This is a genomic window from Flavonifractor sp. An100 (genome assembly GCF_002161175.1).
Lineage (GTDB): Bacteria > Bacillota > Clostridia > Oscillospirales > Oscillospiraceae > Lawsonibacter.
In genome coordinates this window covers 65,547-82,983 of sequence record NZ_NFMA01000008.1, presented here as the reverse complement: position 1 = coordinate 82,983, position 17,437 = coordinate 65,547, and the positions used below count along the sequence as shown (strand labels likewise).

At 59.5% G+C, this 17,437-nt stretch carries 31 protein-coding genes and 1 other RNA gene; 15 read left to right on the top strand and 17 right to left on the bottom strand.

Annotated features, from left to right (window positions below; translation table 11 throughout):
• Positions 1-2 precede the first annotated feature (2 nt).
• From B5E43_RS06590 to B5E43_RS06560, 7 genes are all read left to right on the top strand, one after another.
• Entirely contained in the window at positions 3-674 is a 672-nt protein-coding gene (locus tag B5E43_RS06590; RefSeq protein ID WP_242964737.1) for a thiamine diphosphokinase, read from the top strand.
• A 43-nt stretch (positions 675-717) separates the two neighbouring features.
• Positions 718-1,467, top strand: coding sequence for an NTP transferase domain-containing protein (locus tag B5E43_RS06585; RefSeq protein ID WP_087394820.1), 750 nt, complete (start codon positions 718-720; stop codon positions 1,465-1,467).
• Positions 1,460-2,257: an NYN domain-containing protein gene (locus tag B5E43_RS06580; protein ID WP_087394818.1), complete on the top strand. Its 798-nt coding sequence runs from the start codon at positions 1,460-1,462 to the stop codon at positions 2,255-2,257. The genes B5E43_RS06585 and B5E43_RS06580 overlap by 8 nt, the downstream gene beginning before the upstream one ends.
• 104 nt (positions 2,258-2,361) lie before the next feature.
• A complete protein-coding gene (gene smpB / locus B5E43_RS06575; protein ID WP_242964736.1) occupies positions 2,362-2,823 on the top strand; it encodes an SsrA-binding protein SmpB in 462 nt (153 codons plus the stop codon).
• A 40-nt stretch (positions 2,824-2,863) separates the two neighbouring features.
• On the top strand, positions 2,864-3,385 hold the full coding sequence (locus B5E43_RS06570) for a peptidylprolyl isomerase (RefSeq protein ID WP_087394814.1): 522 nt from the start codon (positions 2,864-2,866) through the stop codon (positions 3,383-3,385).
• Positions 3,386-3,454: 69 nt separating this feature from the next.
• Positions 3,455-3,822: a transfer-messenger RNA gene (gene ssrA / locus B5E43_RS06565) on the top strand.
• 232 nt (positions 3,823-4,054) lie between these two features.
• Positions 4,055-4,309: a helix-turn-helix transcriptional regulator gene (locus tag B5E43_RS06560; RefSeq protein WP_087394812.1), complete on the top strand. Its 255-nt coding sequence runs from the start codon at positions 4,055-4,057 to the stop codon at positions 4,307-4,309.
• Positions 4,310-4,332: 23 nt separating this feature from the next.
• On the opposite strand, the gene B5E43_RS06555 is transcribed toward B5E43_RS06560, so the two are convergent.
• On the bottom strand, positions 4,333-4,608 hold the full coding sequence (locus B5E43_RS06555; protein WP_158098985.1) for a helix-turn-helix transcriptional regulator: 276 nt from the start codon (positions 4,606-4,608) through the stop codon (positions 4,333-4,335).
• Positions 4,609-4,613: 5 nt separating this feature from the next.
• Positions 4,614-4,817: a helix-turn-helix domain-containing protein gene (locus B5E43_RS06550; protein ID WP_087394808.1), complete on the bottom strand. Its 204-nt coding sequence runs from the start codon at positions 4,815-4,817 to the stop codon at positions 4,614-4,616.
• A gap of 172 nt (positions 4,818-4,989) precedes the next feature.
• On the opposite strand from B5E43_RS06550, the gene B5E43_RS06545 reads away from it, so the two are divergent.
• Genes B5E43_RS06545 through B5E43_RS06510 form a run of 8 tightly spaced genes read left to right on the top strand, consistent with a single transcriptional unit; the run spans position 4,990 to position 7,471 of the window.
• On the top strand, positions 4,990-5,220 hold the full coding sequence (locus tag B5E43_RS06545) for a hypothetical protein (protein WP_087394806.1): 231 nt from the start codon (positions 4,990-4,992) through the stop codon (positions 5,218-5,220).
• A gap of 46 nt (positions 5,221-5,266) precedes the next feature.
• Entirely contained in the window at positions 5,267-5,536 is a 270-nt protein-coding gene (locus tag B5E43_RS06540; protein WP_087394804.1) for a hypothetical protein, read from the top strand.
• The gene (locus tag B5E43_RS06535) at positions 5,533-5,724 is read left to right on the top strand and encodes a hypothetical protein (protein WP_087394802.1); all 192 of its coding nucleotides are present in this window, start codon (positions 5,533-5,535) and stop codon (positions 5,722-5,724) included. The genes B5E43_RS06540 and B5E43_RS06535 overlap by 4 nt, the downstream gene beginning before the upstream one ends.
• Positions 5,725-5,773: 49 nt before the next feature.
• Positions 5,774-6,151 carry a hypothetical protein gene (locus tag B5E43_RS06530; RefSeq protein WP_087394799.1) on the top strand — a complete coding sequence of 126 codons (378 nt, stop codon included), beginning with the start codon at positions 5,774-5,776 and terminating at the stop codon, positions 6,149-6,151.
• A gap of 17 nt (positions 6,152-6,168) precedes the next feature.
• Positions 6,169-6,378 carry a hypothetical protein gene (locus B5E43_RS06525; RefSeq protein WP_087394797.1) on the top strand — a complete coding sequence of 70 codons (210 nt, stop codon included), beginning with the start codon at positions 6,169-6,171 and terminating at the stop codon, positions 6,376-6,378.
• A 10-nt stretch (positions 6,379-6,388) separates the two neighbouring features.
• Complete coding sequence (locus B5E43_RS06520; RefSeq protein ID WP_087394795.1) at positions 6,389-6,841, top strand: hypothetical protein; 453 nt, start codon at positions 6,389-6,391, stop codon at positions 6,839-6,841.
• A gap of 29 nt (positions 6,842-6,870) precedes the next feature.
• Entirely contained in the window at positions 6,871-7,140 is a 270-nt protein-coding gene (locus B5E43_RS06515; RefSeq protein ID WP_087394793.1) for a hypothetical protein, read from the top strand.
• Between the two features lie 58 nt (positions 7,141-7,198).
• Positions 7,199-7,471 (top strand): hypothetical protein, encoded by a 273-nt coding sequence (locus B5E43_RS06510; protein ID WP_143382964.1) that lies wholly within the window; start codon positions 7,199-7,201, stop codon positions 7,469-7,471.
• Positions 7,472-7,581: 110 nt separating this feature from the next.
• On the opposite strand, the gene B5E43_RS06505 is transcribed toward B5E43_RS06510, so the two are convergent.
• The 15 genes from B5E43_RS06505 to B5E43_RS06445 form a co-directional block, all read right to left on the bottom strand.
• On the bottom strand, positions 7,582-8,001 hold the full coding sequence (locus tag B5E43_RS06505; RefSeq protein ID WP_087394789.1) for a hypothetical protein: 420 nt from the start codon (positions 7,999-8,001) through the stop codon (positions 7,582-7,584).
• Complete coding sequence (locus tag B5E43_RS06500) at positions 8,001-8,852, bottom strand: hypothetical protein (RefSeq protein WP_087394787.1); 852 nt, start codon at positions 8,850-8,852, stop codon at positions 8,001-8,003. The genes B5E43_RS06505 and B5E43_RS06500 overlap by 1 nt, the downstream gene beginning before the upstream one ends.
• A gap of 2 nt (positions 8,853-8,854) precedes the next feature.
• On the bottom strand, positions 8,855-9,127 hold the full coding sequence (locus B5E43_RS06495; protein ID WP_087394785.1) for a hypothetical protein: 273 nt from the start codon (positions 9,125-9,127) through the stop codon (positions 8,855-8,857).
• Entirely contained in the window at positions 9,124-9,417 is a 294-nt protein-coding gene (locus tag B5E43_RS06490; protein ID WP_242964735.1) for a hypothetical protein, read from the bottom strand. Before B5E43_RS06490 ends, B5E43_RS06495 begins: the two co-directional genes overlap by 4 nt.
• An 11-nt stretch (positions 9,418-9,428) precedes the next feature.
• Positions 9,429-9,782, bottom strand: a complete 354-nt coding sequence (locus B5E43_RS06485) for a serine/threonine protein kinase (protein ID WP_242964734.1) — start codon at positions 9,780-9,782, stop codon at positions 9,429-9,431.
• Between the two features lie 59 nt (positions 9,783-9,841).
• Positions 9,842-9,958 carry a CD1375 family protein gene (locus tag B5E43_RS15650; RefSeq protein WP_275532999.1) on the bottom strand — a complete coding sequence of 39 codons (117 nt, stop codon included), beginning with the start codon at positions 9,956-9,958 and terminating at the stop codon, positions 9,842-9,844.
• Between the two features lie 53 nt (positions 9,959-10,011).
• Entirely contained in the window at positions 10,012-10,137 is a 126-nt protein-coding gene (locus B5E43_RS15645) for a CD1375 family protein (RefSeq protein ID WP_275532998.1), read from the bottom strand.
• A complete protein-coding gene (locus B5E43_RS06480) occupies positions 10,137-10,544 on the bottom strand; it encodes a hypothetical protein (protein ID WP_087394781.1) in 408 nt (135 codons plus the stop codon). The genes B5E43_RS15645 and B5E43_RS06480 overlap by 1 nt, the downstream gene beginning before the upstream one ends.
• Positions 10,486-11,646, bottom strand: a complete 1,161-nt coding sequence (locus B5E43_RS06475; protein WP_087394779.1) for an RNA-directed DNA polymerase — start codon at positions 11,644-11,646, stop codon at positions 10,486-10,488. Before B5E43_RS06475 ends, B5E43_RS06480 begins: the two co-directional genes overlap by 59 nt.
• A gap of 75 nt (positions 11,647-11,721) precedes the next feature.
• Positions 11,722-14,085 carry a hypothetical protein gene (locus B5E43_RS06470; protein ID WP_087394776.1) on the bottom strand — a complete coding sequence of 788 codons (2,364 nt, stop codon included), beginning with the start codon at positions 14,083-14,085 and terminating at the stop codon, positions 11,722-11,724.
• Positions 14,086-14,104: 19 nt separating this feature from the next.
• Positions 14,105-14,821, bottom strand: a complete 717-nt coding sequence (locus B5E43_RS06465) for a hypothetical protein (RefSeq protein WP_087394774.1) — start codon at positions 14,819-14,821, stop codon at positions 14,105-14,107.
• The gene (locus tag B5E43_RS06460; RefSeq protein ID WP_158098984.1) at positions 14,818-15,594 is read right to left on the bottom strand and encodes a phage tail protein I; all 777 of its coding nucleotides are present in this window, start codon (positions 15,592-15,594) and stop codon (positions 14,818-14,820) included. Before B5E43_RS06460 ends, B5E43_RS06465 begins: the two co-directional genes overlap by 4 nt.
• On the bottom strand, positions 15,587-16,723 hold the full coding sequence (locus B5E43_RS06455; RefSeq protein ID WP_087394773.1) for a baseplate J/gp47 family protein: 1,137 nt from the start codon (positions 16,721-16,723) through the stop codon (positions 15,587-15,589). Before B5E43_RS06455 ends, B5E43_RS06460 begins: the two co-directional genes overlap by 8 nt.
• Positions 16,716-17,033 carry a GPW/gp25 family protein gene (locus B5E43_RS06450; protein ID WP_087394769.1) on the bottom strand — a complete coding sequence of 106 codons (318 nt, stop codon included), beginning with the start codon at positions 17,031-17,033 and terminating at the stop codon, positions 16,716-16,718. Before B5E43_RS06450 ends, B5E43_RS06455 begins: the two co-directional genes overlap by 8 nt.
• A gap of 11 nt (positions 17,034-17,044) precedes the next feature.
• Complete coding sequence (locus B5E43_RS06445) at positions 17,045-17,410, bottom strand: phage tail protein (RefSeq protein WP_158098983.1); 366 nt, start codon at positions 17,408-17,410, stop codon at positions 17,045-17,047.
• Positions 17,411-17,437: the final 27 nt, after the last annotated feature.

Genomic DNA, 17,437 nt, shown 5'->3' with positions numbered 1-17,437 from the left:
GTATGGCAACCAACGACCGAATCTGTTATGTGGTAGGGGCTATGTCCCTGTCTTTGGCATTGCGGCCCTACCCCGCCCCCGGCGACTGCGTGATTGCCGCCGACCGGGGCTACGACTCCCTTCTGGCCTACGGGGTAGTTCCCGACCTGGTGGTAGGCGATTTTGACTCCCTTGGCTACGCCCCCAGCCACCCCAACGTCACCCAGTTGCCCAAGCAGAAGGATGACACCGACATGGTCTACGCCCTGCGAAAGGGGCTGGAGCTGGGCTACCGCCGCTTCGTACTGCTGGGAGGTGTCGGTGGACGGCTGGAGCACACCCTGGGCAACCTCCAAATTCTGGATTGGCTTACCACCCAAGGGGCTACCGGCTTTTTGGCCGGGGAAAAGACGGTAGCAACCGCCCTGCGCAACAGTTCCATCACCTTCCCCGCCTCCATGTCCGGCTACCTGTCCGTCTTCTGCAACAGCGGAGCCGCTCACGGGGTGACCCTCCAGGGTCTGAAATTCCCTCTCAACGACTACACCATGTCCGGCAGCTTCCCCATTGGTGTCAGCAATGAATTTCTGGGCGAGCCTGCCACCATCTCCGTTGAGGATGGGTCCCTCCTGCTGCTATGGGAGGACAAGGGCAACTTCTACCAATTGCTCCCCCAGCTCTGGCCCCAGGTCTGATCCCCCCTGTACCTTATTTTAAAATAAAAGGAGTCATTCTACCATGGACCATATGAAAGCCCTCGTCCTTGCCGCTGGCAAGGGGACTCGCCTGCAGACAGAGGGCATCGACCTACCCAAGGTCATGCGCTCGGCAGACGGCAAGCCCCTGCTCCACTATGTGCTCACCAGTCTCTCCTTCCTCCCCCCCAAGGATATTATCCTGGTGGTGGGTTGGAAAAAGGAGGCAGTGTTGGCCGCCTTCCCCCAGTATCCCCACGCCGTTCAGGAGCAGCTCAACGGCACCGGCGGAGCGGTACAATTTGCCGCCCCCCTGCTGCAGGGCTTTGACGGCCACCTGATCGTCTGCTGTGGAGACACCCCCCTGATGAAGAAGGAGACCTTCCAGTCACTGGCCCGCACCCATCTTCAGGATGGCAACGCCTGCACCCTCCTCTCCGCCCATCTGGACGAGGGCGGCAGCTATGGACGGGTACTCCGGGAGGCAGACGGCACCTTCCAGCGTATTGTGGAGGCCCGGGACTGCACGCCGGAACAGGCCGCCTGTACCGAGGTGAACACCGGCACCTACGTTTTCCATGTTCCCTCCCTCCTCTCCGTATTAGACCATCTGCGCAACGACAATGCCCAGGGCGAGCTTTACCTCACCGACGTCCCCGCCCTGCTCAAGGCACAGGGGAAGCGGGTGGGACTGTGCGACACCTGCTCCCCCGACGAGATGCTGGGGGTCAACACCGTAGAGCAGCTGGCCCAGGTGGAAGCCCTGCTACGGGGGGAGGCCTCCCATGGCTGAGGCCGGAAGTGATAAGGACCTCCGTCTGGCCGTCCTCATTGACGCCGACAACGCCTCCCGTACCGCGATGAAAGACGTGATGGCAGAGGTGGCGGTTTACGGCACCCCTACCATCAAACGCATCTACGGGGACTGGACCGCCCCCAATATGAACTCCTGGAAATCCATTTTGCTGGAGTGTGCCATCACCCCCATTCAGCAGTACGGGTACACCACCGGTAAAAATTCCACCGATTCCGCCATGATCATCGACGCCATGGACATCCTCTACTCCGGCAACTGCGACGGATTTGTCCTGGTGAGCAGCGACTCCGACTTTACCCGCCTGGCCATCCGCCTGCGGGAGGCCGGGATGAAGGTCTACGGCATGGGAGAAAAAAAGACCCCCAAGCCCTTCATTGTGGCCTGCGACAAGTTTGTGTATATCGAGGTGATCCGGGCCGCCGCCCGCCAGGCGGAGGAGGAGGCCGCCCGGGAAGCCCTGCCTCCCCAGAAGCCATCCAAGAAAGAGTCCAAAAAGGCTCCGCAGCAGCCTGCTTCCAACGTCCCCATATCCGTAGAGGAGCTGATTGCCGAGTCCGTGGAGGACCTTTGCGGCGAGGATGGCTACGCCCACATGGGTAAGCTGGGAAATCTGTTGCTGAAAAAGCAGCCGGATTTCGACCCCCGAAACTACGGCTTCTCCAAGCTCTCCAAGCTCATCAAGTCTCTGGGGCGCTTTGATTGGAAAACAGAAGGCAGCGACAATTCCGAATACTTTATCCGCGACACCCAGCGGACGGACAAGTAGAGCAAACCCCTATGTTTTCATTTTCCCCCTTGCTTTTTCCCGCTTTATGTGGTACACTACGTTACTCCCTTCGCTGGGAGAGTCCGGAAAGGGAGGTGACCCCGGTGGGCGAGGCAATCAAACAGGTGGCAAAAAACAGCAAGGCATTTCACGATTACTTTATTGAAGAGCGCTACGAGGCCGGCATTGAGCTAGCCGGTACCGAGGTCAAATCCATCCGCATGGGCAACGTGAATCTAAAGGATTCCTTCTGCATCATCAAGGACGGAGAATTATCTGTCCTCAGCATGCACATCAGCCCCTATGAGAAGGGCAATATCTTCAACAAGGACCCGCGTCGTCCAAGACGGCTGCTGATGCACAAGCGGGAGATCATGCGCCTGTTCGGCCGCATCAAGCAGGACGGCTACTCTCTGATCCCCCTGTCCGTCTACTTTAAAGGTCCCCGGGTCAAGCTGGAAATCGGCCTGGCCAAGGGCAAAAAGCTGTATGATAAGCGGGAGTCCGCCGCTAAGCGGGACGCAAAACGGGAAATGGACCGGGTCATGAAGACCCGCAACCGTTAAAACCACTTTCCCACCCCAGAGAAAAGAAAGGATGATTCCCATGGCTCAGAACCCTATTGTCACCATTGAGATGGAAGACGGCGGCGTGATGCGCGCCGAGCTCTATCCGGACGTCGCCCCCAACAGCGTCAATAACTTCATCAGCCTCATTCAGAAGGGCTTCTACGACGGCCTGATCTTCCACCGCTGTATCCCCGGCTTCATGATCCAGGGCGGCTGCCCCCAGGGCAGCGGCATGGGCGGTCCGGGCTATTCCATCAAGGGTGAGTTCACTCAGAACGGGTTTACAAACAATCTGGCCCACGACCGGGGCGTTTTGTCCATGGCCCGAGCCATGAGCCCCAATTCCGCAGGCAGCCAGTTCTTCATCATGGTGGAGAAGGCTCCCCACCTGGACGGACAATATGCTGCCTTCGGCAAGGTCATTGAAGGGATGGAGGTGGCTGACGCCATCGTCTCCACCAAGACTGACTGGAATGATCGGCCCCGTCAGGAGCAGAAGATGAAGAAGGTCACGGTGGACACCTTCGGTGTAGAGTATCCCGAGCCTGAGAAAGTCTAATTGAACCATTGCTTCCTCTCTTCTCCCTAATTTTAGGAAGAAGAGAGGGGCATGGATCGTTTCCCATATGGGGGCGTACCGGTTTCGACGGGGATGTTGAAGCAGGAATAGCGGGCGGTGGCGCCTGGCCACCTTAAAACGGGCATTCTTTATAAATTAAAGAACAACAACGAATACGCTTACGCTGCCTAATTAAAGGCGGCCGTCTGACCCGGAAGGACCACGAGCCGGGATCAGGCGTCGTTTAGTGGTGCACGTGCGCCGGCAAAGCTTTGCGCCGGCCATGAACAATGAAGCTCACCTGACCCTCGGGCGTGACGGCTTGCCTGAGGGGAGGGGAACAGGGAGAGCGAGACTCCCACAATAACCGTCTGCGCCCGGAGAAGTTCCTGTGGATGCGTTTTCGGACGGGAGTTCAACTCTCCCCGCCTCCACCAAAAGAGAGCCAGACGAACACCACGCCGACGATCTATGCAGTCGGCGGAGTGTTCGTCTTGGTCTGTCCGCTATGTGCGGAGAAATGAGAAAAGAGGCCGCTATGCAGGGCATTCCCTGTGTAGCGGCCTCTTTTTGCTTTATGCCAATGCTCTAACGTATTTCGTGATTTTCTCACAAAATCCAGCGGGATCTTAAAATCCTTGTTAGAATCTCACGTAAAAGAGCTTGGCTATGATTAGGATTTTACTGTCCACCCGGCTTGGCGAGCGGAGGTGGACGCAAGCGGATCTCGCTCGGATGACAGGTATTCGCCCATCGACCATCAATGAGCTGTACCATGAACTCGCGGAGCGGGTGAAGCTGGAGCACATAGACCTGATATGTGAGGCGCTTGGCTGCGAAGTCTCCGACCTCATTGTGCGGGAGCCGAACAGCGAGCCGCGGACAAAGAGCCGCACAGGTGCGCCGATACATAGCAAGAAGTAAGCCGCTCCACAGGGGCCCGGGCGTCAATCGTCCGGGTCTTTTTTTGTAGGCGGTATAGTCCAGACCTCTGTTGCATTTAAGACATCGCCTGGCTGGCAGCCGAGTGCATGGCAAATCTTCTGGATGGTATCAAAGGGGACGTCCTGGTGCAGACGCATTGCTTTTACCGTAGAGGTCTCCAAACCGAAGCGCCTGCCCACCTGTGCGTCGGTCAGGCCCTTCACGTCATCCCGCTTTAGGAACGGATCAAACGATATGATGGTGCGCTTAATTCCGCGGTCAAGAATATCTTCATACATCGCAATTACTCTCCGTTCTCTATTTTTACAACATCTTGAATGGGGCACTCTAATACTTCGCATATTCTGTCCAGCACTTCCAGCGAAACATATTGATCGTTGTTCAGCTTGCTCAGCGTGGCCCGGCTCATTCCGACCTTCTCCACCAGCTCCATCTTTTTCATGTCCCGGTCAATCAGTGTATGCCATAGCGGTTTGTAGGACACCACAGGGCTCACCTCCTTCGAGAATACTATAACACGCAAGTTTCGCTTTGTCAAAACTTTTTTCAAGAAAAACGAAAATAAGTGTTGACAAGACGAGAGGAATGGTGTATTGTATGCTCACAGGAACACGAAACAATGAACTAAGAAAACGATATAAAAGATGGAGGAGACGAAAATGCTGAATCAGGAAATGAGAACCGTCACCATGAGCCGTAGCGATATGTTCCGAGTAAGGCAGGCATTGACCTGTGTGGTGCTCGACTTCCGGAGGGAAATCGCAGACCCCGAGACAACGGAGGATCGCAGACAGATTGCAAAGTCATCGCTGGCCATGTGGGAGCGCATCCGTTCCGAGTTTACTGCCCAGCTGGACGCGCAGGACCCCGAAGAGTTCCGCCGCAAGTAACCATACCGCCCGCCCCGGAGGTCACGAGGGCAGAAAGGATTTGTGTATGAGCTGGAGAAATTTCGCCCTTACCGTTGGCGCGGTCTACCGCAATCGGAATGGCAGTGATTATCTTTGTGAGGCGATCCGGGAGCCTGGATGCTACATCATGAAGCGTGTCAAGGATGGCTGGACCTTGGAGGCTCACACCATCACCATGTGCGAAGACGGGACCATCGAATGGGATTACTCTACCGGCGGGCACTGGGCGGGCAGGCTTCCCATAAAGGCCTGTGACGGGGCGGCAGTCGTAAGCAAGGAGGGCGAGGCGCTATGACGAGCAAAGAGGCATACTTGAGCGACCTGGACGATCTGGAGAAAGAGATTGAGCGCCTGCTTAGTTTGGTGCCGGTCGGCAAAACCAAAAAAGAGCTTCAGGGGCGCGAGCAGGCAGAAGAGGCAGCCAGCGTGGCCAGAGCCACTATCTCTTGCATGAGAAGAGATTACATCATTTCTGAGGTCTAACAACACAATCGCCTGACCTACCGGGCATACGGGGAGAAAGGAAATCGCTATGACTAAGACCGAGTACATGAACACCATCAATGAAAAGCTGACCGCCGCCGAGGGCCTGTGCGCTGACCTGCGGAAGCTCCGGGGCCTCAAGAAGCTGGCCCAGTCCATCACCGGCTCCGACGCGCTGGTGTCCTTCGAGGCCCTGGGCAAGACCATCGCCGACAAGGAGGCCGAGCTGAAGGCAGTGCGTGGCGAGCTCCAGAAGGCCCGCCGGATCGTGAAGAAGCTGGACGAGATCGAGGCTATCGAGGCCGGCACCGCCCCGGCCCCCGCGCCCAAGAAGCAGGCCGCGAAGAAGCCCACGGCCAAGAAGCCCGTCAAGGCCAAGACCGAGCAGGCCTCCAAGGAGCCCCAGGCCGCCACCCCGGCGGCCTGAGAAGGGGGTGCCGGATAATGACCTATCTGAAAATCTTGATGTACGCCCGAGCAGGAATCCAGGCGAAGATCGACGAGTATCGCGGAATGCAGGAAAAGGCCCTGGAGGGGGCCGGGGCCCATGCCGGCGCAAAGACGCTGGCCCGAAAGTGTCAGGAAATGATTGACGGCCTGGAGGTCGACATGGCTACCATCGACGAGCTCCAGGAGATCCACGACAGAAAGTGAGGTGACTTCAGTGAGTACTGCCAAGGAGCTGATCGAAGCCTTTGCCAAGCGCCAGCACGAGTGGCACTACCCCTGCCCCCGGTGCGGCCGCGACGTCATGGACGAGGAGCCGGCGCGGAACGCCATGAGCCGGCGTGTCAACGTCCAGGTGTGCGATGACTGTGGGACGCTGGAGGCCTTCGAGGATATGCCCGGGGGCTTCCAGGCCCCGCTGGAGGTCTGGGCAATCATGAAGTATCCGCCCCGCTGGGGGATGCCCCTGCAGCTTGCCTTCGTCGGCCGCGACAGCTGGAGCCGCCCTGTCTATGAATGCGGCGGGAAGTACTATGTCGACACCGACCCCCGGGCCGACCGGGCGCCGAGCATCTGCACGAAGCAGGACAACGAATTTGACGGGGAGCCCTGCGACCCGCTCCCGCCGGAGGTAGAGGTCGAGTTCATCCCCTGCCGGGACACCTGGTAATCCCCGTCTATCGAACAGGAGGTATGCACATGATCACCAGAGACAGCGAGCACATCCGGGTCGAGGGCCACTACGGCACCTGGCACGTCATTGATGATGGCTGGTACGCTCTCACCCCGGACGTCAACGGAGAACCGAAGACCTACCGGGTCCACTGCTTCCTGCTGGAGCACGACGAATACGGTGACGAGGCCGCCAGTGTCATCGTCGACCAGGACGTCCGGCTCCTGCTGGAAGATGTCTGCAATGGATTCGACGACCTGTTGGAAGCGGGATGGGTGGTGGCGGACGGTGAGTAGAGACTGGACTCCCGCCGAGCTCCAGGCTGTCAGCAACGCCATGAGGGCCCGGGGCGAAATGGGCTACGAGGAATTCTGTGCCCATCTGGAGCAATGCACCGAGAAGGTCGTGGTCGTCCACCTGGCCGACGGGGACACTATCACCACCAGAATTCACGGCACCGACGAGGACATCCGCGCCTATTACCGGGTCGGCTCCATGCTGAATATGGGTGCCGAGCGCGACCGGCTGGTTTCGGTCGTGGCGGTGGACATCATGGAGCCGCCCGGAAACGCCCCGCACGGCCCCGTAAATGAGTTGCAACGGCAGGAAGATGGCGCGGGAGTGTAGACGCCCGCCTCGTGGCAAAAGCGCCATCCTGGGCGCTCTGGCGTTTCTTCCCGGAAAACGAAAAAGACCCCCTCACAGTACCGCTTGTAGCGGCCCGGGAGGGGGTCTTGTCATAAGTCTCGTTTTGTGTTGTCCGTAGTCGAGCTGGAGATTTTGCGGGCCACGTTTTCGACGCCAGATTTGACGAAGTAGCCTCCGACTCCGGCGACGACCTCGACCATGACATACCTGGACAGAGTTTCGAGGTCAGCCGAGCTGCCACGGTGGGCCAGGTAGTAGGAAGCGCCTCCGAGGATCGTTCCGGTCCACACCATCCAGATAACCAGGATGTGGGACACTGTGATTCTCTTGGACTTCCAGAGCCAGCGGATCACCCAGCCCCACCCGGCGCCCGTGCCGGACACGACCAGGATGAGCACGGCCTCCAGGCCGAAGTGCCGGAGTATGTAGAGGACGCTGGCACTCAGCGCCAGGACCCCGACCACGGACAAAGCGACCATCAGCAGGAGCTGGCGCTTCTTCTTGCTCATCAGTATCGCTGAGGCTTGATGCCGGCCGCTTCGATCTTTTCATCGTAGACACCAGCACGGTAGTTGAAAATCAGCATCCGCACCATGTCATGGGACAGGTCGATTACATCGTCGTTGCCGTCCGGGTCAGAGCCATCACCGGCGATGATACCGGCTGTCATCAGGTCGTCCACAATGTTTCGGAAATTGCAGCTCTCGGGAATGTCGCTGAGCTTGTTGTAGCGTACCATGTCTTCTTCGTCCTCCTCATTTTCTAAGATTGCCTGCACTTCTGCCCGGAGGGCGTCCATGCTTTTGCCGTGCTTCGGGAGCCACTGTCCCATGTCGCTGTGATTGGAGCCATAGCCCGCCCGGTAGGACTCCGCATGGTCGCTGATGCCGGACACCGGGTAGCCCAGCTTAACGGCACAGTACACATTCCACGCCACCAGCATCTTCCACATACGGTCGAAGTACCCCTGGTTCTTCTCCACATCGTAGGCGATCATGGTGCCGCCGGCGTAGGTGTGCCCGGCGGGCTCACATACCTCCCACTGGATTTTGGTGTTGTTCCACGAGCCTCTGCTTCCGGCCCCGCAGCCACAGGGGCGTGCCTTCAGGTCCAGCGTCACCAGGATTCGGCCCTCTCCAGTATGGAAGTCTCCGAGAATTGCGTTCACGCCCCACTGTGCGCTGGTCTTGTTCATGGAGCTGAAGAAGACGTCCGCCTTGGGTTGTGCGCAGCCTACGGAGTGGTTCACGCAGCCCTGGTGGTTGGAGATGGTCCTGCCGGCTCTGTATGCTCCGTTCTGAGTTGCGTAGCGGACCTCCATGTGGCTCTCCACATAGGAGATACATTCCTGAACCGTCATGGTCACACCCCCTCGATGTATTCCCGTCCCCAATAGGGCTCCCCGTCCTCCGGGGTCTTCTGTACCGCATACCAGGAACGGCCGCCCTCCTTGCGGAACTTCGGCTCCGTGGTCTTTGCGCAGAAGCCGAAGGAGCCCTCGTCTTCTTCCTGCTCAGCCCGGCACATGGTCTTGGAACACTCGGTATTCTTGGACGGGTCGCACTCATAGAAGACTACCCGCTCATGGGTGTCCGCATAGACCAGATACCCGTTTTCCGGGATGATGTTTCTCATTCCTTGTCACCCCAATTCATAACTTCCTTGAGCTTATCGAATCCGAACATGGCGGCGTACGCCACCATGAAGCCGGCCACCACAAAGGCCACGACGATGTACCAGGTGATGGGAACCGCCTTGATCTGACAGTAGGCGAATCCGGAGGCCAGCGTCAAGGCGATGGCCACCAGAAGCGCCAGGATATTGGTCGGCAGCTTATCCCAGGTTGCCTTCTTTGCAACCTCCACAATGATGTTTGTCAGCGCCACGAGGACGCCGATGACAGCAATGATAGTCGCAATTTCCATGGTATCTCCTCTCATTCGTCAAGAAGGGCCTTTACGCCCAACTTGTCCAGAAATTCCTTTTGCTTGTGTTTCACACCGGTGGCGTACTCAATGGCGCTGCGCATATCACCGTTGCAATGCGCATCTGGAATTCGCTGCACAGCTTTCGCTGTTGCCTCGCCAAGCGCAATCGAAGCCCTGGTGCTTTGAATGAGGAGCAGTATCAGCTCTTGCTGACCGCTGTTCCTTTCCTCCTGGTCCTTCTCCTTGCCTTCGATACGGCTTTTCAGCCGCCAGACAATTAGACCCATGATGGCGCTCGGAACGCCCATCGCAGCGATAAAGGCAACGACAGCATCCCCAAAGCTGATAGTAATCTCCTGCATCGTTTCCTCCTGAAGATTTGGCGGCCCCCCAAGAAGGGGGCCGCCGGTTTGGGCATCGCTTACACCTCAACCTCCAGGGCGACGAGGATCTCCTCGACCTGAGTCTTGATGAGGCCGGGAACCTGGTCAAGAGTCTTCAGGCCCTTGACGATCAGAGTGGCATAGACTACCGCCATGACATTCACCTCCCTTCCGAAAAGCAGGTATAAAAGAAGGAGCCGAAGGCTTATCATAAGCCTTCAGCTCCATTCTCTTCTCCGTTGAGGAGTGCGGCCACCGCATCACGCAGTCGCTCCGGAACATCCTCCAGTGTTTTCAGCCCTTTGCGGATCAGCTCCGCATAGATTTTTTCCATTACACGCCACCTCCCAAGGCGAGCTCATAGACATCGCACAGCGCAAGCTGCGCATCGGTCACCTGCGTTTCGAGGCTGTTTACCATCTCAAGCAGGCTGTCACGCTCTTCCTCCAGGCTGGCTACCTTTTCCTGCAGCTTCGGAACCGTGTCCGTTTCTGCCTCGAGCAGCTTGGCCTGGGCCAGATACCCCTCGAAGCTGTTGAGGATATCTTCGGACAGTCCGCCAGTGTCCTTCAGCTCCAAATGGTATTCATCATACTCCCATCCGCTGATGGTGAGGTCTCCCTGTGTTTCCGTGAATTCATGCGCATTCTCGAAGAAGCGCACCAGGACATATCCCGGCTTCTTAGGCTGCTCCTCCAGCGTAAATGCGTTGCTGGGCGCAGCGTCGCCTCTTACTCTCATTTCGCACGACCTCCTTCAGATTTTTGACCCCAATCGGGTCAACGTATTTGACTCTGATATTGTGGCTATCACAATGCCGCAGCTGTCCAATCCGGCTCAAGAGCCCGGAGGCCTGCTTGAAGGAGATCAGCTTCTGGGCATCCAGCCGCTTTTTTACCCGGCGGCATTGGCGGGTAAAGCGCAAGAAGTTCCGCTTCCGCAGGGTGATGTGGCTGCGGGAGAAGCGGTAGCCCACGGCGGACACCATGCGGGGCTTCCGAAGCCGCCGCTTTCGTTCGTCCAGAAGGCTGTGCCGCCGAGCCACGGCGGCTGTAAAGGTCGTCCGGTAGATCTGCCAGTTCTCCTTCATCCGCAGGCCCAGTCGCCGGCTCATGAAGTCTGCGATCTGCTTCCGGGCCTTGTGCAGCTGCTTTTTGTTTGGGCCGCGCAGGGTGATGTTGTCCATGTAGCGGTCCATGTACTTGACCCCGGGCAGGGTCATGATGTAGTGGTCCAGCTCCTCCAGGTAGTAGTTCGCCAGCCATTGGCAGATGTAGTACCCGATAGCCAGGCCGCCGCCGCAGGATTGGAGTACGGCGTAGACCGTCCGCAGGAGCCGCTTGTCCTTGATCTTCCGGGCCAGCGCCCAGATAAGGCGCTTGATCGGAATGCTGGGGTAATAGTGTTTGACGTCCAGCTCGGCGGCGTACTTCGTACCCTCCGGGTCGTCCCGCAGGGTGCGGCGGATATGCTTCTGGACGCGCTTCCCGCCCCGCCCGGGGATGGAGGCGCAGGACCAGTGATACATACCGCGCATCAGCACAGGCTTCATGACGGTCACCAGGAGCCAGTGCATCACGCTGTCCGGCCAGAAAGGGACGACCTTGATGATGCGCCGCTTCTGGCTGCTGTCGTCGTAGATCTCCCGCTCTTTCGGCGGGGTGGGGACAAAGCTCTCGGACACGACCATCTCATAGGTCTTGTCCACATATTCATCCAGGTTTTTGAGCACCCGGCGCACCTCCCGGCGCTTGCGCTTCCCGCGCGAGGCCTCCAGGATGACGTGGCGAATAAAGCCTTTGTCCGACATCTTCTCATAGAGGAATCCAATTCTCTTGGGCATTTTCCGATGCTCCTTGTTTGCCTGCAAGGTCTTTCGAGCCGAGGCCTACTAAACCCTGTCCTCCCGGCAATATTTTCACCAAGCGGTGCGGAAAAGCCTGCGCAATGATGACATCGGAAAAACAAGTAGCCGCGCGCCGATGTTGCCGTTCGAGTTCGACGAGGAGTTGTTGGCATTGAAGTAAAAGAGCCCGGCATTCGAGCCATTGTTCCAGTTACCCCCGACCATAAGCACCTGCCACCCGGAGTGCGAGCTCACGTAATCCGGGATGTAGGTAGTCTCGCTGCCTCCATTGGCATCCGGGAGGAAAGCCCAGGGGAAAGTATTGCTGAGACCCAGGTCTTTGATCCAGCCAGAGGAGCAGAGGGTGACGCCGGCGGCAGTGTAGTTGCTGGTGGTGTCGTCGGCATAGTTGGCCGGATTGGTGCAGATGTAGGCGGCCTGGTTGTTGAAGTTGGCGCCGTCGATCCACTCCCAGATGTTGCCCCAGGGATCTTCGATGTGGCGATACTGCACCTGGGTCTTTCCGTCGGTGCCGGAGGCGCGGCCGGTGTGGTAGCTCATGCTGTCCGTGCCGCCGGTGTTCTTCAGGGAGCTGCTGTCCACGTTGCCGCGGCCGATCTGCGCCTGGCTATTCCAGTCGGCAAACTCCACCAGGTACAGGAGCCAGACCGCATTCCAGGCGGCGAAGTCGTGCAGCGACCACTTGCTGCCCTTGTTTCTTGCTCCGGATCTGAACTGCGCCCGGGTCTGGCTGGCCTGGGGCGCGGCGCCGGACTTGGATGCGTTTCCGCTGACGGTGTTGTAGCGGCCCACGTACTTCCCGGAGCCGGGATGCTTGGTGAAGCCGTCCTTGGCTTTGTTGGCGATGTAGAAGTAACGATAGTTTCCGCTCTCGACGATCTTAAACCAGAACTCCGGGATATAGACCATCGTGTCGTAACTGGTACGGCTGAAGCCGCTCTCCCCCCGCTTGTGGGACACGGCATTGTTGATGATGTTGTACTCCTCCATGTCCTTCCACGGCGCGTAGCTGTCGAAGGGGGAGCTGCCGGCGCCGGTCCCGACCGCCGGGGAGGGCTCTGTGGAGATGTCAACGGTGACGTAGTCGTTGGGGTCGTTGCTCTGCGTCAGCCGGGACAGAGCGGTGGAGCTGCTGGACTTGTTCCAGCGGACGCCGAACACCTGGGCAAACTCCACGGAGACATTCACCGTCTTATTGGCCGGGGCGTTGTAGTTGGAGCCAGCCGCGACCTTGACGGTGATGACGGCGGTGCCGGCCGCCTTGCCGGTGACGGTAACGACCGTCCCGCTCACGCTCACCGAAGCCACCCCCGGGGCGTTGGATTCTGCGCTGACCACGCCGTCGCCGGCACGGGTGACGTTGATGGTGCCAGTCTTGGAGCTGTCCGTCAGAGTGAGCGAGGACGTATTGAGGGAAAGGCTGCCCGCGGCCTTTCCGATGCTCCAGCCCACCGTCCGGGCCGAGGTGGAGCCGTCCGACCACTGATAGTTGGAGGTCGGCGTGAATGTGGCGTTGTAGCTGCCGGCATTGGTGCCAGAGGTGTCCCCGCCCAAGGTCATCTTCGTGGCGTCATACCCCGTCCAAGAGGGGCTCTGCGCCTGGCCGGTATAGGTCAGACTGCCGGTCTGGGATGGGGTCGCGGAGATGGAGGCCCTTCCGATGGTCCACACCACCGACTTGGCCTCGGTCGTCCCATCAGACCAGCGGTAATTGCTCGTCGGGGTGAAGGTGGCGGTGTGGCTGCCGGCAGCGGTCGCGCTCTGCTCCCCGCCGATGGTGAGCTGGGCGGTGTTGTAGTTGTTCCAGGTGGGAGTCTGGGCCTCGCCGGTGTAGGTGAGGCTGCCGTTCTGGGTCGGAATGCCGGAAATGGTCGCCCGGTTGATCGTCCAGGTCACTTCCTTGGCCGTGGTGGTGTCATCCGACCACTTGTAGCCCTCCTTCGGGGTAAAGGTGGCCGTATAGGTGCCGGCATTTGTCCCGGTCGTGACGCCGCCCAGCGTCAGCGTCTCGGGGTTGTAGTTGTTCCAGCTGGGGGACTGCTCGCTGCCGGTATAGGTCAGCGTCCCGTTCTGCGTGGGGACGGCGCTGATGGTGTTTACCAGATCGGTCACGGCTTCCAGGGCCGCGTTTGCGGACTCCTGGGCGTTCTGTGCCGCAGTCGCGGCCTGACTCGCTGTGCTGGCCGCGCTGTTTGCGGTGTTGAGCGCGGTGCTGATGGCGGCCTCCACGGTGGTGCCGTCGGTCAGCTTCACCTGTGCGGCGGTTACCTTGTGCGGATTGTTGGTGTCGAGCAGGTGGTCGTCAATGTCTTCCATGCCCTCCACACATTCCTTCTTGGTGTTAGGGAAAATGCGGTGCTCGTCTCCGATCTCGTCCACATAGGTCATCGTGGGCTTGTGCTCATAGACTGCCATGAATTATCTCCTCCCTTCTTTACTCCGTCTGGCCGCTGCCGTCGTTGAACCAGAGGACGGGGCCAGTCTCGGGCTTGGTGCTGCCGATGATGACAAATCCGTCCGAAAATGCGGAGACGGCCTCGCTGGCGGCATCCGCCTCCTCCTTGGCGGCCTCGGCTGCTTCGGCTGCCGCGTCCGCTGCGGATTTTGCGGAGGCGGCCAGGTCGCGGATGTCCTGGTGGGCGTTCTTATCCGCGCTGTGCTCGCTGATGGCGCTCGCCACCGTTTCGTCCACATAGGTAACGGAGGCCGTCACGCCGGTACTGACATTGACAACGATGTTGGCTTCGTTGGAGATGGTAATGACGGCATAGACCTCGAAGAGGAAGTCTGGATTTTCCGCCTCTGTGGGGATCTCCACGCCTCGGTCGTCCTGCAAAACAAAGAGCAGGGTCGGCGTCTCCATCTCATACTCCAGATGGGCTTTCGCGCCGATCTGGTGCAGGACGTAGGACTCCGTGACGCCCTTGTTGGTGATCTGGATGCCGACGCGCTTGCCCTGCTCAAAGTCGTCGATACCAATGAGCTTGAAGGTCTGCTTCGGCTCCGCCACATCGGTGGCAGATTTCAACTCCTCCTCGGTCGACGTTCCGGCGCCGCCCACCGCGCTCTCGATGGTCAGCGTGTGGCCGGCCAGGGATTCGTTCAGCAGGTCGACGCCGGCGTTGGTAACAACTGATGTGTTCCAGCTCATGTTGACACCTCCGTAGTGATTTTGTAGTAGGTTTCAGACACCTTGATCCCGGTGTGCATGGGGAAGTTGGCCTGTGGCTTGCCCACGCCGTCCACGGGCACCCGCGTCTGGACCCTCATGTAAGAGCCGGTGGCGTGCGCGCCGGTCGTAGCCGTCGTGGGGACGTGGGGCGGGCGCGCCTCTCCGTCAATGCGGACGGGGACGGTAATGCGCATATACCCGCCGATGAATGCAGCGGCCGCACGGCCTGTTGCAACGCCCTCCGCCTGGATGATATAAACGATCTCGTCCAGGTGGGAGCGGAGGTTCTTGTAGAAGTTCACGCGCTCCAGGACGCGCTGGTAGCGGTCGGAATCGGTGTCCTCCTTGCTGACGTCGATGGAGAGGCGGAAGTGGTACGGGTCGCCGCCGTACTCAAACCATTCGCTTACCCGCACCTCCGGGAAGATGGCGGAGATGGCCAGCTCGACGGCGGCCTTGGTGCCGAGCATCCGATGGACGCGCCAGCTGTCTTTCAACGTCCGGCGCTTTTCCTCCAGGGTGTAGTCCGCGTCCCACCAGTCCACCTTGAAGTCATAGGCCAGGATGTCCAGCAGCTCCTCCGGGAGTTCGTCGATGCGCGGGTAGATGGCCAGGCGCTGGATCTCCTCGGGGCGCTGGGCCAGCACCTGGGCGACAGAGGCGGCCAGGGCCGCCATGCTCTCGTCGTTCCGTAAGACCTCCGGGAGCGCCCGGAGGAGGTTTTCGGCGGTCAGGGCGTGCGCGCTATTCATCCTCATACCCCCCATTCGTGGCGGTGATGTCGCCTACCGTCGCCACCTGGGGCGTGTCCTTGTTGCTCCCGTCCTTGAGGACGGTAAAGGTGGGAGAGGTAAGGTCCACCCGCTTGATGCCGGTCTGCATGAGCAGGCCGATCAGGTAGGAGGGGTTGATGTCCCGCCCCAGCTTGCCGCACTGCCAGGCCACATACTGCTTCACCGCCGCGTCTACGGCGGCCTCGATCTCCGCCGAGCTGACGGAGGCGTCGCTGGGGATGTAGTAGGTGAAGGAGATGTCGTATTCCACCGCATCGGGGTCTTTGACAGAAACCAGGTCTGTCAGCGGGCGCACCGTGTCCGCGCTGCAGGCGGCAAGCACCGCGTTCTTGACCTCCGTCTGGGCGATGGTGCCGTCATCCATGAGCACATACAGGTCCACCGTCCCGGCGACGGGGGAGTTGGCCACCACGTCGGCGATCTCCGTAGAGACGCGCTTGGCGATGTAGACATACCCGCCCTGGGGACCGGCGGTGGAGTAGGCGTCCATGCTGGCCCGCATGAGCTCGTAGAACTCGTCATCGGTGGCCTCGTCCGAGCCGCTGTCGCTTGCGGTGGTGTTCTCGCAGCGGCTGTAATAGTCAAACAGGTCGATGATGGTGTTGATCTGTCCCACGGCGTAGTCGTTGCCCACCACGCCCGGCGTCTGGCATCGGATCTGGACGTCGGCATAGGTGTCGCCGATGTCCACGTAGACATCCTCGACCGTCTCCCAGACAAGGGTGCTGCTGGAGTCGGTGACGCGGATGCCGGCCGGGATCAGGATGGCCGTGGCCTGGGCCTCGGAAATATAAAACCGCTCGTTGCACACGGCGGGCTGCGCCGCCGGCCGCTCCGAGACATAGAACAGCTCCCCCAGAGCGTCCAGGTTTTCCCCGGATGCCCTGGAGGGGATGTTTTGATTTCCTGTGTAGTTGTTCTGGACACGCTCCTGGATGATGATGTCCGCCACCCACTGGATAAACAGCTTTTCCGGGCTGGCCGGCTGCACGCTGACGCCGGTGATTTTCTCATAGCCGGAAACCAGGGCGGAGACAAGGGCGTTTGTGTCCGTGCTGATGAACTGGTACTGCGTGTTTCTACTCATTGATCTCCACCTCCACAGTCGGGATGACCCTGCCCGGAATGCTGGCGTCCTCGTCGAACAGCACCCGGACAAAGGTCGCCCTGGGCTCAAACTTCTCGATGGCCTCCTTGACCTCCGACACGATCATGGGCCGGGCGATATGGGTGGGCTTATCGAGGAAGCGCATGGGCAGGCCAAACTCCCGGTAGAGCGGAACTGTGCCCTGCCGGGTGGAGAGGAGGATGGCGATGTTCTGAAGCACCGACGAAACCGTGTCCTGTTCGTTCAGCTTGACGGTGCCGACATCGACAGCTGATACCTTGTAGATCATGCCGCACCCCCCTAAATGTACTCCTGGAGGGTGAGCGAAATGGTGGCGCTCGTGATGTCCCCCCGCTTGTCGAATGTCTGGGCTTTCATCTTGTGGCTTTTGATGGACCATCGGTATTTGCCGTAGGCGTGGGTGCCGATGGTCAGCGGGACGGCGGTGCCGCTCCGCTCGTAGTTCCAAATCTTCACGACCTCCGTCATCGGGTCGACGCCCAGATAGGCCGACACAAAGATGTCGAAGGTGATGCCGTCCGGGTCGAGCCCGGTAAACTCGGTCAGCGCGTGGGTGAGGTGCCGCTGGTGCGTGCTGTACCGGGCGGAGCCAGACCAGGTGAAGTTGTTGATCGTCTCCACAACGCTGTCAGAAACGGAGAACACGACCTCTCCGAGCGTCCCGATCTGCAT

Bases quoted from the DNA above. Each gene is read 5' to 3' on its own strand.
- B5E43_RS06530 (WP_087394799.1), top strand. From the start codon at position 5,774: ATGACTAAGACCGAGTACATGAACACCATCAATGAAAAGCTGACCGCC.
- B5E43_RS06515 (WP_087394793.1), top strand. From the start codon at position 6,871: ATGATCACCAGAGACAGCGAGCACATCCGGGTCGAGGGCCACTACGGC.
- B5E43_RS06495 (WP_087394785.1), bottom strand. From the start codon at position 9,127: ATGAGAAACATCATCCCGGAAAACGGGTATCTGGTCTATGCGGACACC.
- B5E43_RS06545 (WP_087394806.1), top strand. From the start codon at position 4,990: ATGCTGAATCAGGAAATGAGAACCGTCACCATGAGCCGTAGCGATATG.
- B5E43_RS06450 (WP_087394769.1), bottom strand. From the start codon at position 17,033: ATGATCTACAAGGTATCAGCTGTCGATGTCGGCACCGTCAAGCTGAAC.
- B5E43_RS06510 (WP_143382964.1), top strand. From the start codon at position 7,199: ATGGGCTACGAGGAATTCTGTGCCCATCTGGAGCAATGCACCGAGAAG.
- B5E43_RS06570 (WP_087394814.1), top strand. From the start codon at position 2,864: ATGGCTCAGAACCCTATTGTCACCATTGAGATGGAAGACGGCGGCGTG.
- B5E43_RS06480 (WP_087394781.1), bottom strand. From the start codon at position 10,544: ATGAGAGTAAGAGGCGACGCTGCGCCCAGCAACGCATTTACGCTGGAG.
- B5E43_RS06590 (WP_242964737.1), top strand. From the start codon at position 3: ATGGCAACCAACGACCGAATCTGTTATGTGGTAGGGGCTATGTCCCTG.
- B5E43_RS06460 (WP_158098984.1), bottom strand. From the start codon at position 15,594: ATGAATAGCGCGCACGCCCTGACCGCCGAAAACCTCCTCCGGGCGCTC.
- B5E43_RS06475 (WP_087394779.1), bottom strand. From the start codon at position 11,646: ATGCCCAAGAGAATTGGATTCCTCTATGAGAAGATGTCGGACAAAGGC.
- B5E43_RS06525 (WP_087394797.1), top strand. From the start codon at position 6,169: ATGACCTATCTGAAAATCTTGATGTACGCCCGAGCAGGAATCCAGGCG.
- B5E43_RS06485 (WP_242964734.1), bottom strand. From the start codon at position 9,782: ATGCAGGAGATTACTATCAGCTTTGGGGATGCTGTCGTTGCCTTTATC.
- B5E43_RS06465 (WP_087394774.1), bottom strand. From the start codon at position 14,821: ATGAGCTGGAACACATCAGTTGTTACCAACGCCGGCGTCGACCTGCTG.
- B5E43_RS06500 (WP_087394787.1), bottom strand. From the start codon at position 8,852: ATGACGGTTCAGGAATGTATCTCCTATGTGGAGAGCCACATGGAGGTC.
- B5E43_RS06535 (WP_087394802.1), top strand. From the start codon at position 5,533: ATGACGAGCAAAGAGGCATACTTGAGCGACCTGGACGATCTGGAGAAA.
- B5E43_RS06580 (WP_087394818.1), top strand. From the start codon at position 1,460: ATGGCTGAGGCCGGAAGTGATAAGGACCTCCGTCTGGCCGTCCTCATT.
- B5E43_RS15650 (WP_275532999.1), bottom strand. From the start codon at position 9,958: ATGGCGGTAGTCTATGCCACTCTGATCGTCAAGGGCCTGAAGACTCTT.
- B5E43_RS06560 (WP_087394812.1), top strand. From the start codon at position 4,055: ATGATTAGGATTTTACTGTCCACCCGGCTTGGCGAGCGGAGGTGGACG.
- B5E43_RS06505 (WP_087394789.1), bottom strand. From the start codon at position 8,001: ATGAGCAAGAAGAAGCGCCAGCTCCTGCTGATGGTCGCTTTGTCCGTG.
- B5E43_RS06540 (WP_087394804.1), top strand. From the start codon at position 5,267: ATGAGCTGGAGAAATTTCGCCCTTACCGTTGGCGCGGTCTACCGCAAT.
- B5E43_RS06490 (WP_242964735.1), bottom strand. From the start codon at position 9,417: ATGGAAATTGCGACTATCATTGCTGTCATCGGCGTCCTCGTGGCGCTG.
- B5E43_RS06555 (WP_158098985.1), bottom strand. From the start codon at position 4,608: ATGTATGAAGATATTCTTGACCGCGGAATTAAGCGCACCATCATATCG.
- B5E43_RS06585 (WP_087394820.1), top strand. From the start codon at position 718: ATGGACCATATGAAAGCCCTCGTCCTTGCCGCTGGCAAGGGGACTCGC.
- B5E43_RS06470 (WP_087394776.1), bottom strand. From the start codon at position 14,085: ATGGCAGTCTATGAGCACAAGCCCACGATGACCTATGTGGACGAGATC.
- B5E43_RS06455 (WP_087394773.1), bottom strand. From the start codon at position 16,723: ATGAGTAGAAACACGCAGTACCAGTTCATCAGCACGGACACAAACGCC.
- B5E43_RS15645 (WP_275532998.1), bottom strand. From the start codon at position 10,137: ATGGAAAAAATCTATGCGGAGCTGATCCGCAAAGGGCTGAAAACACTG.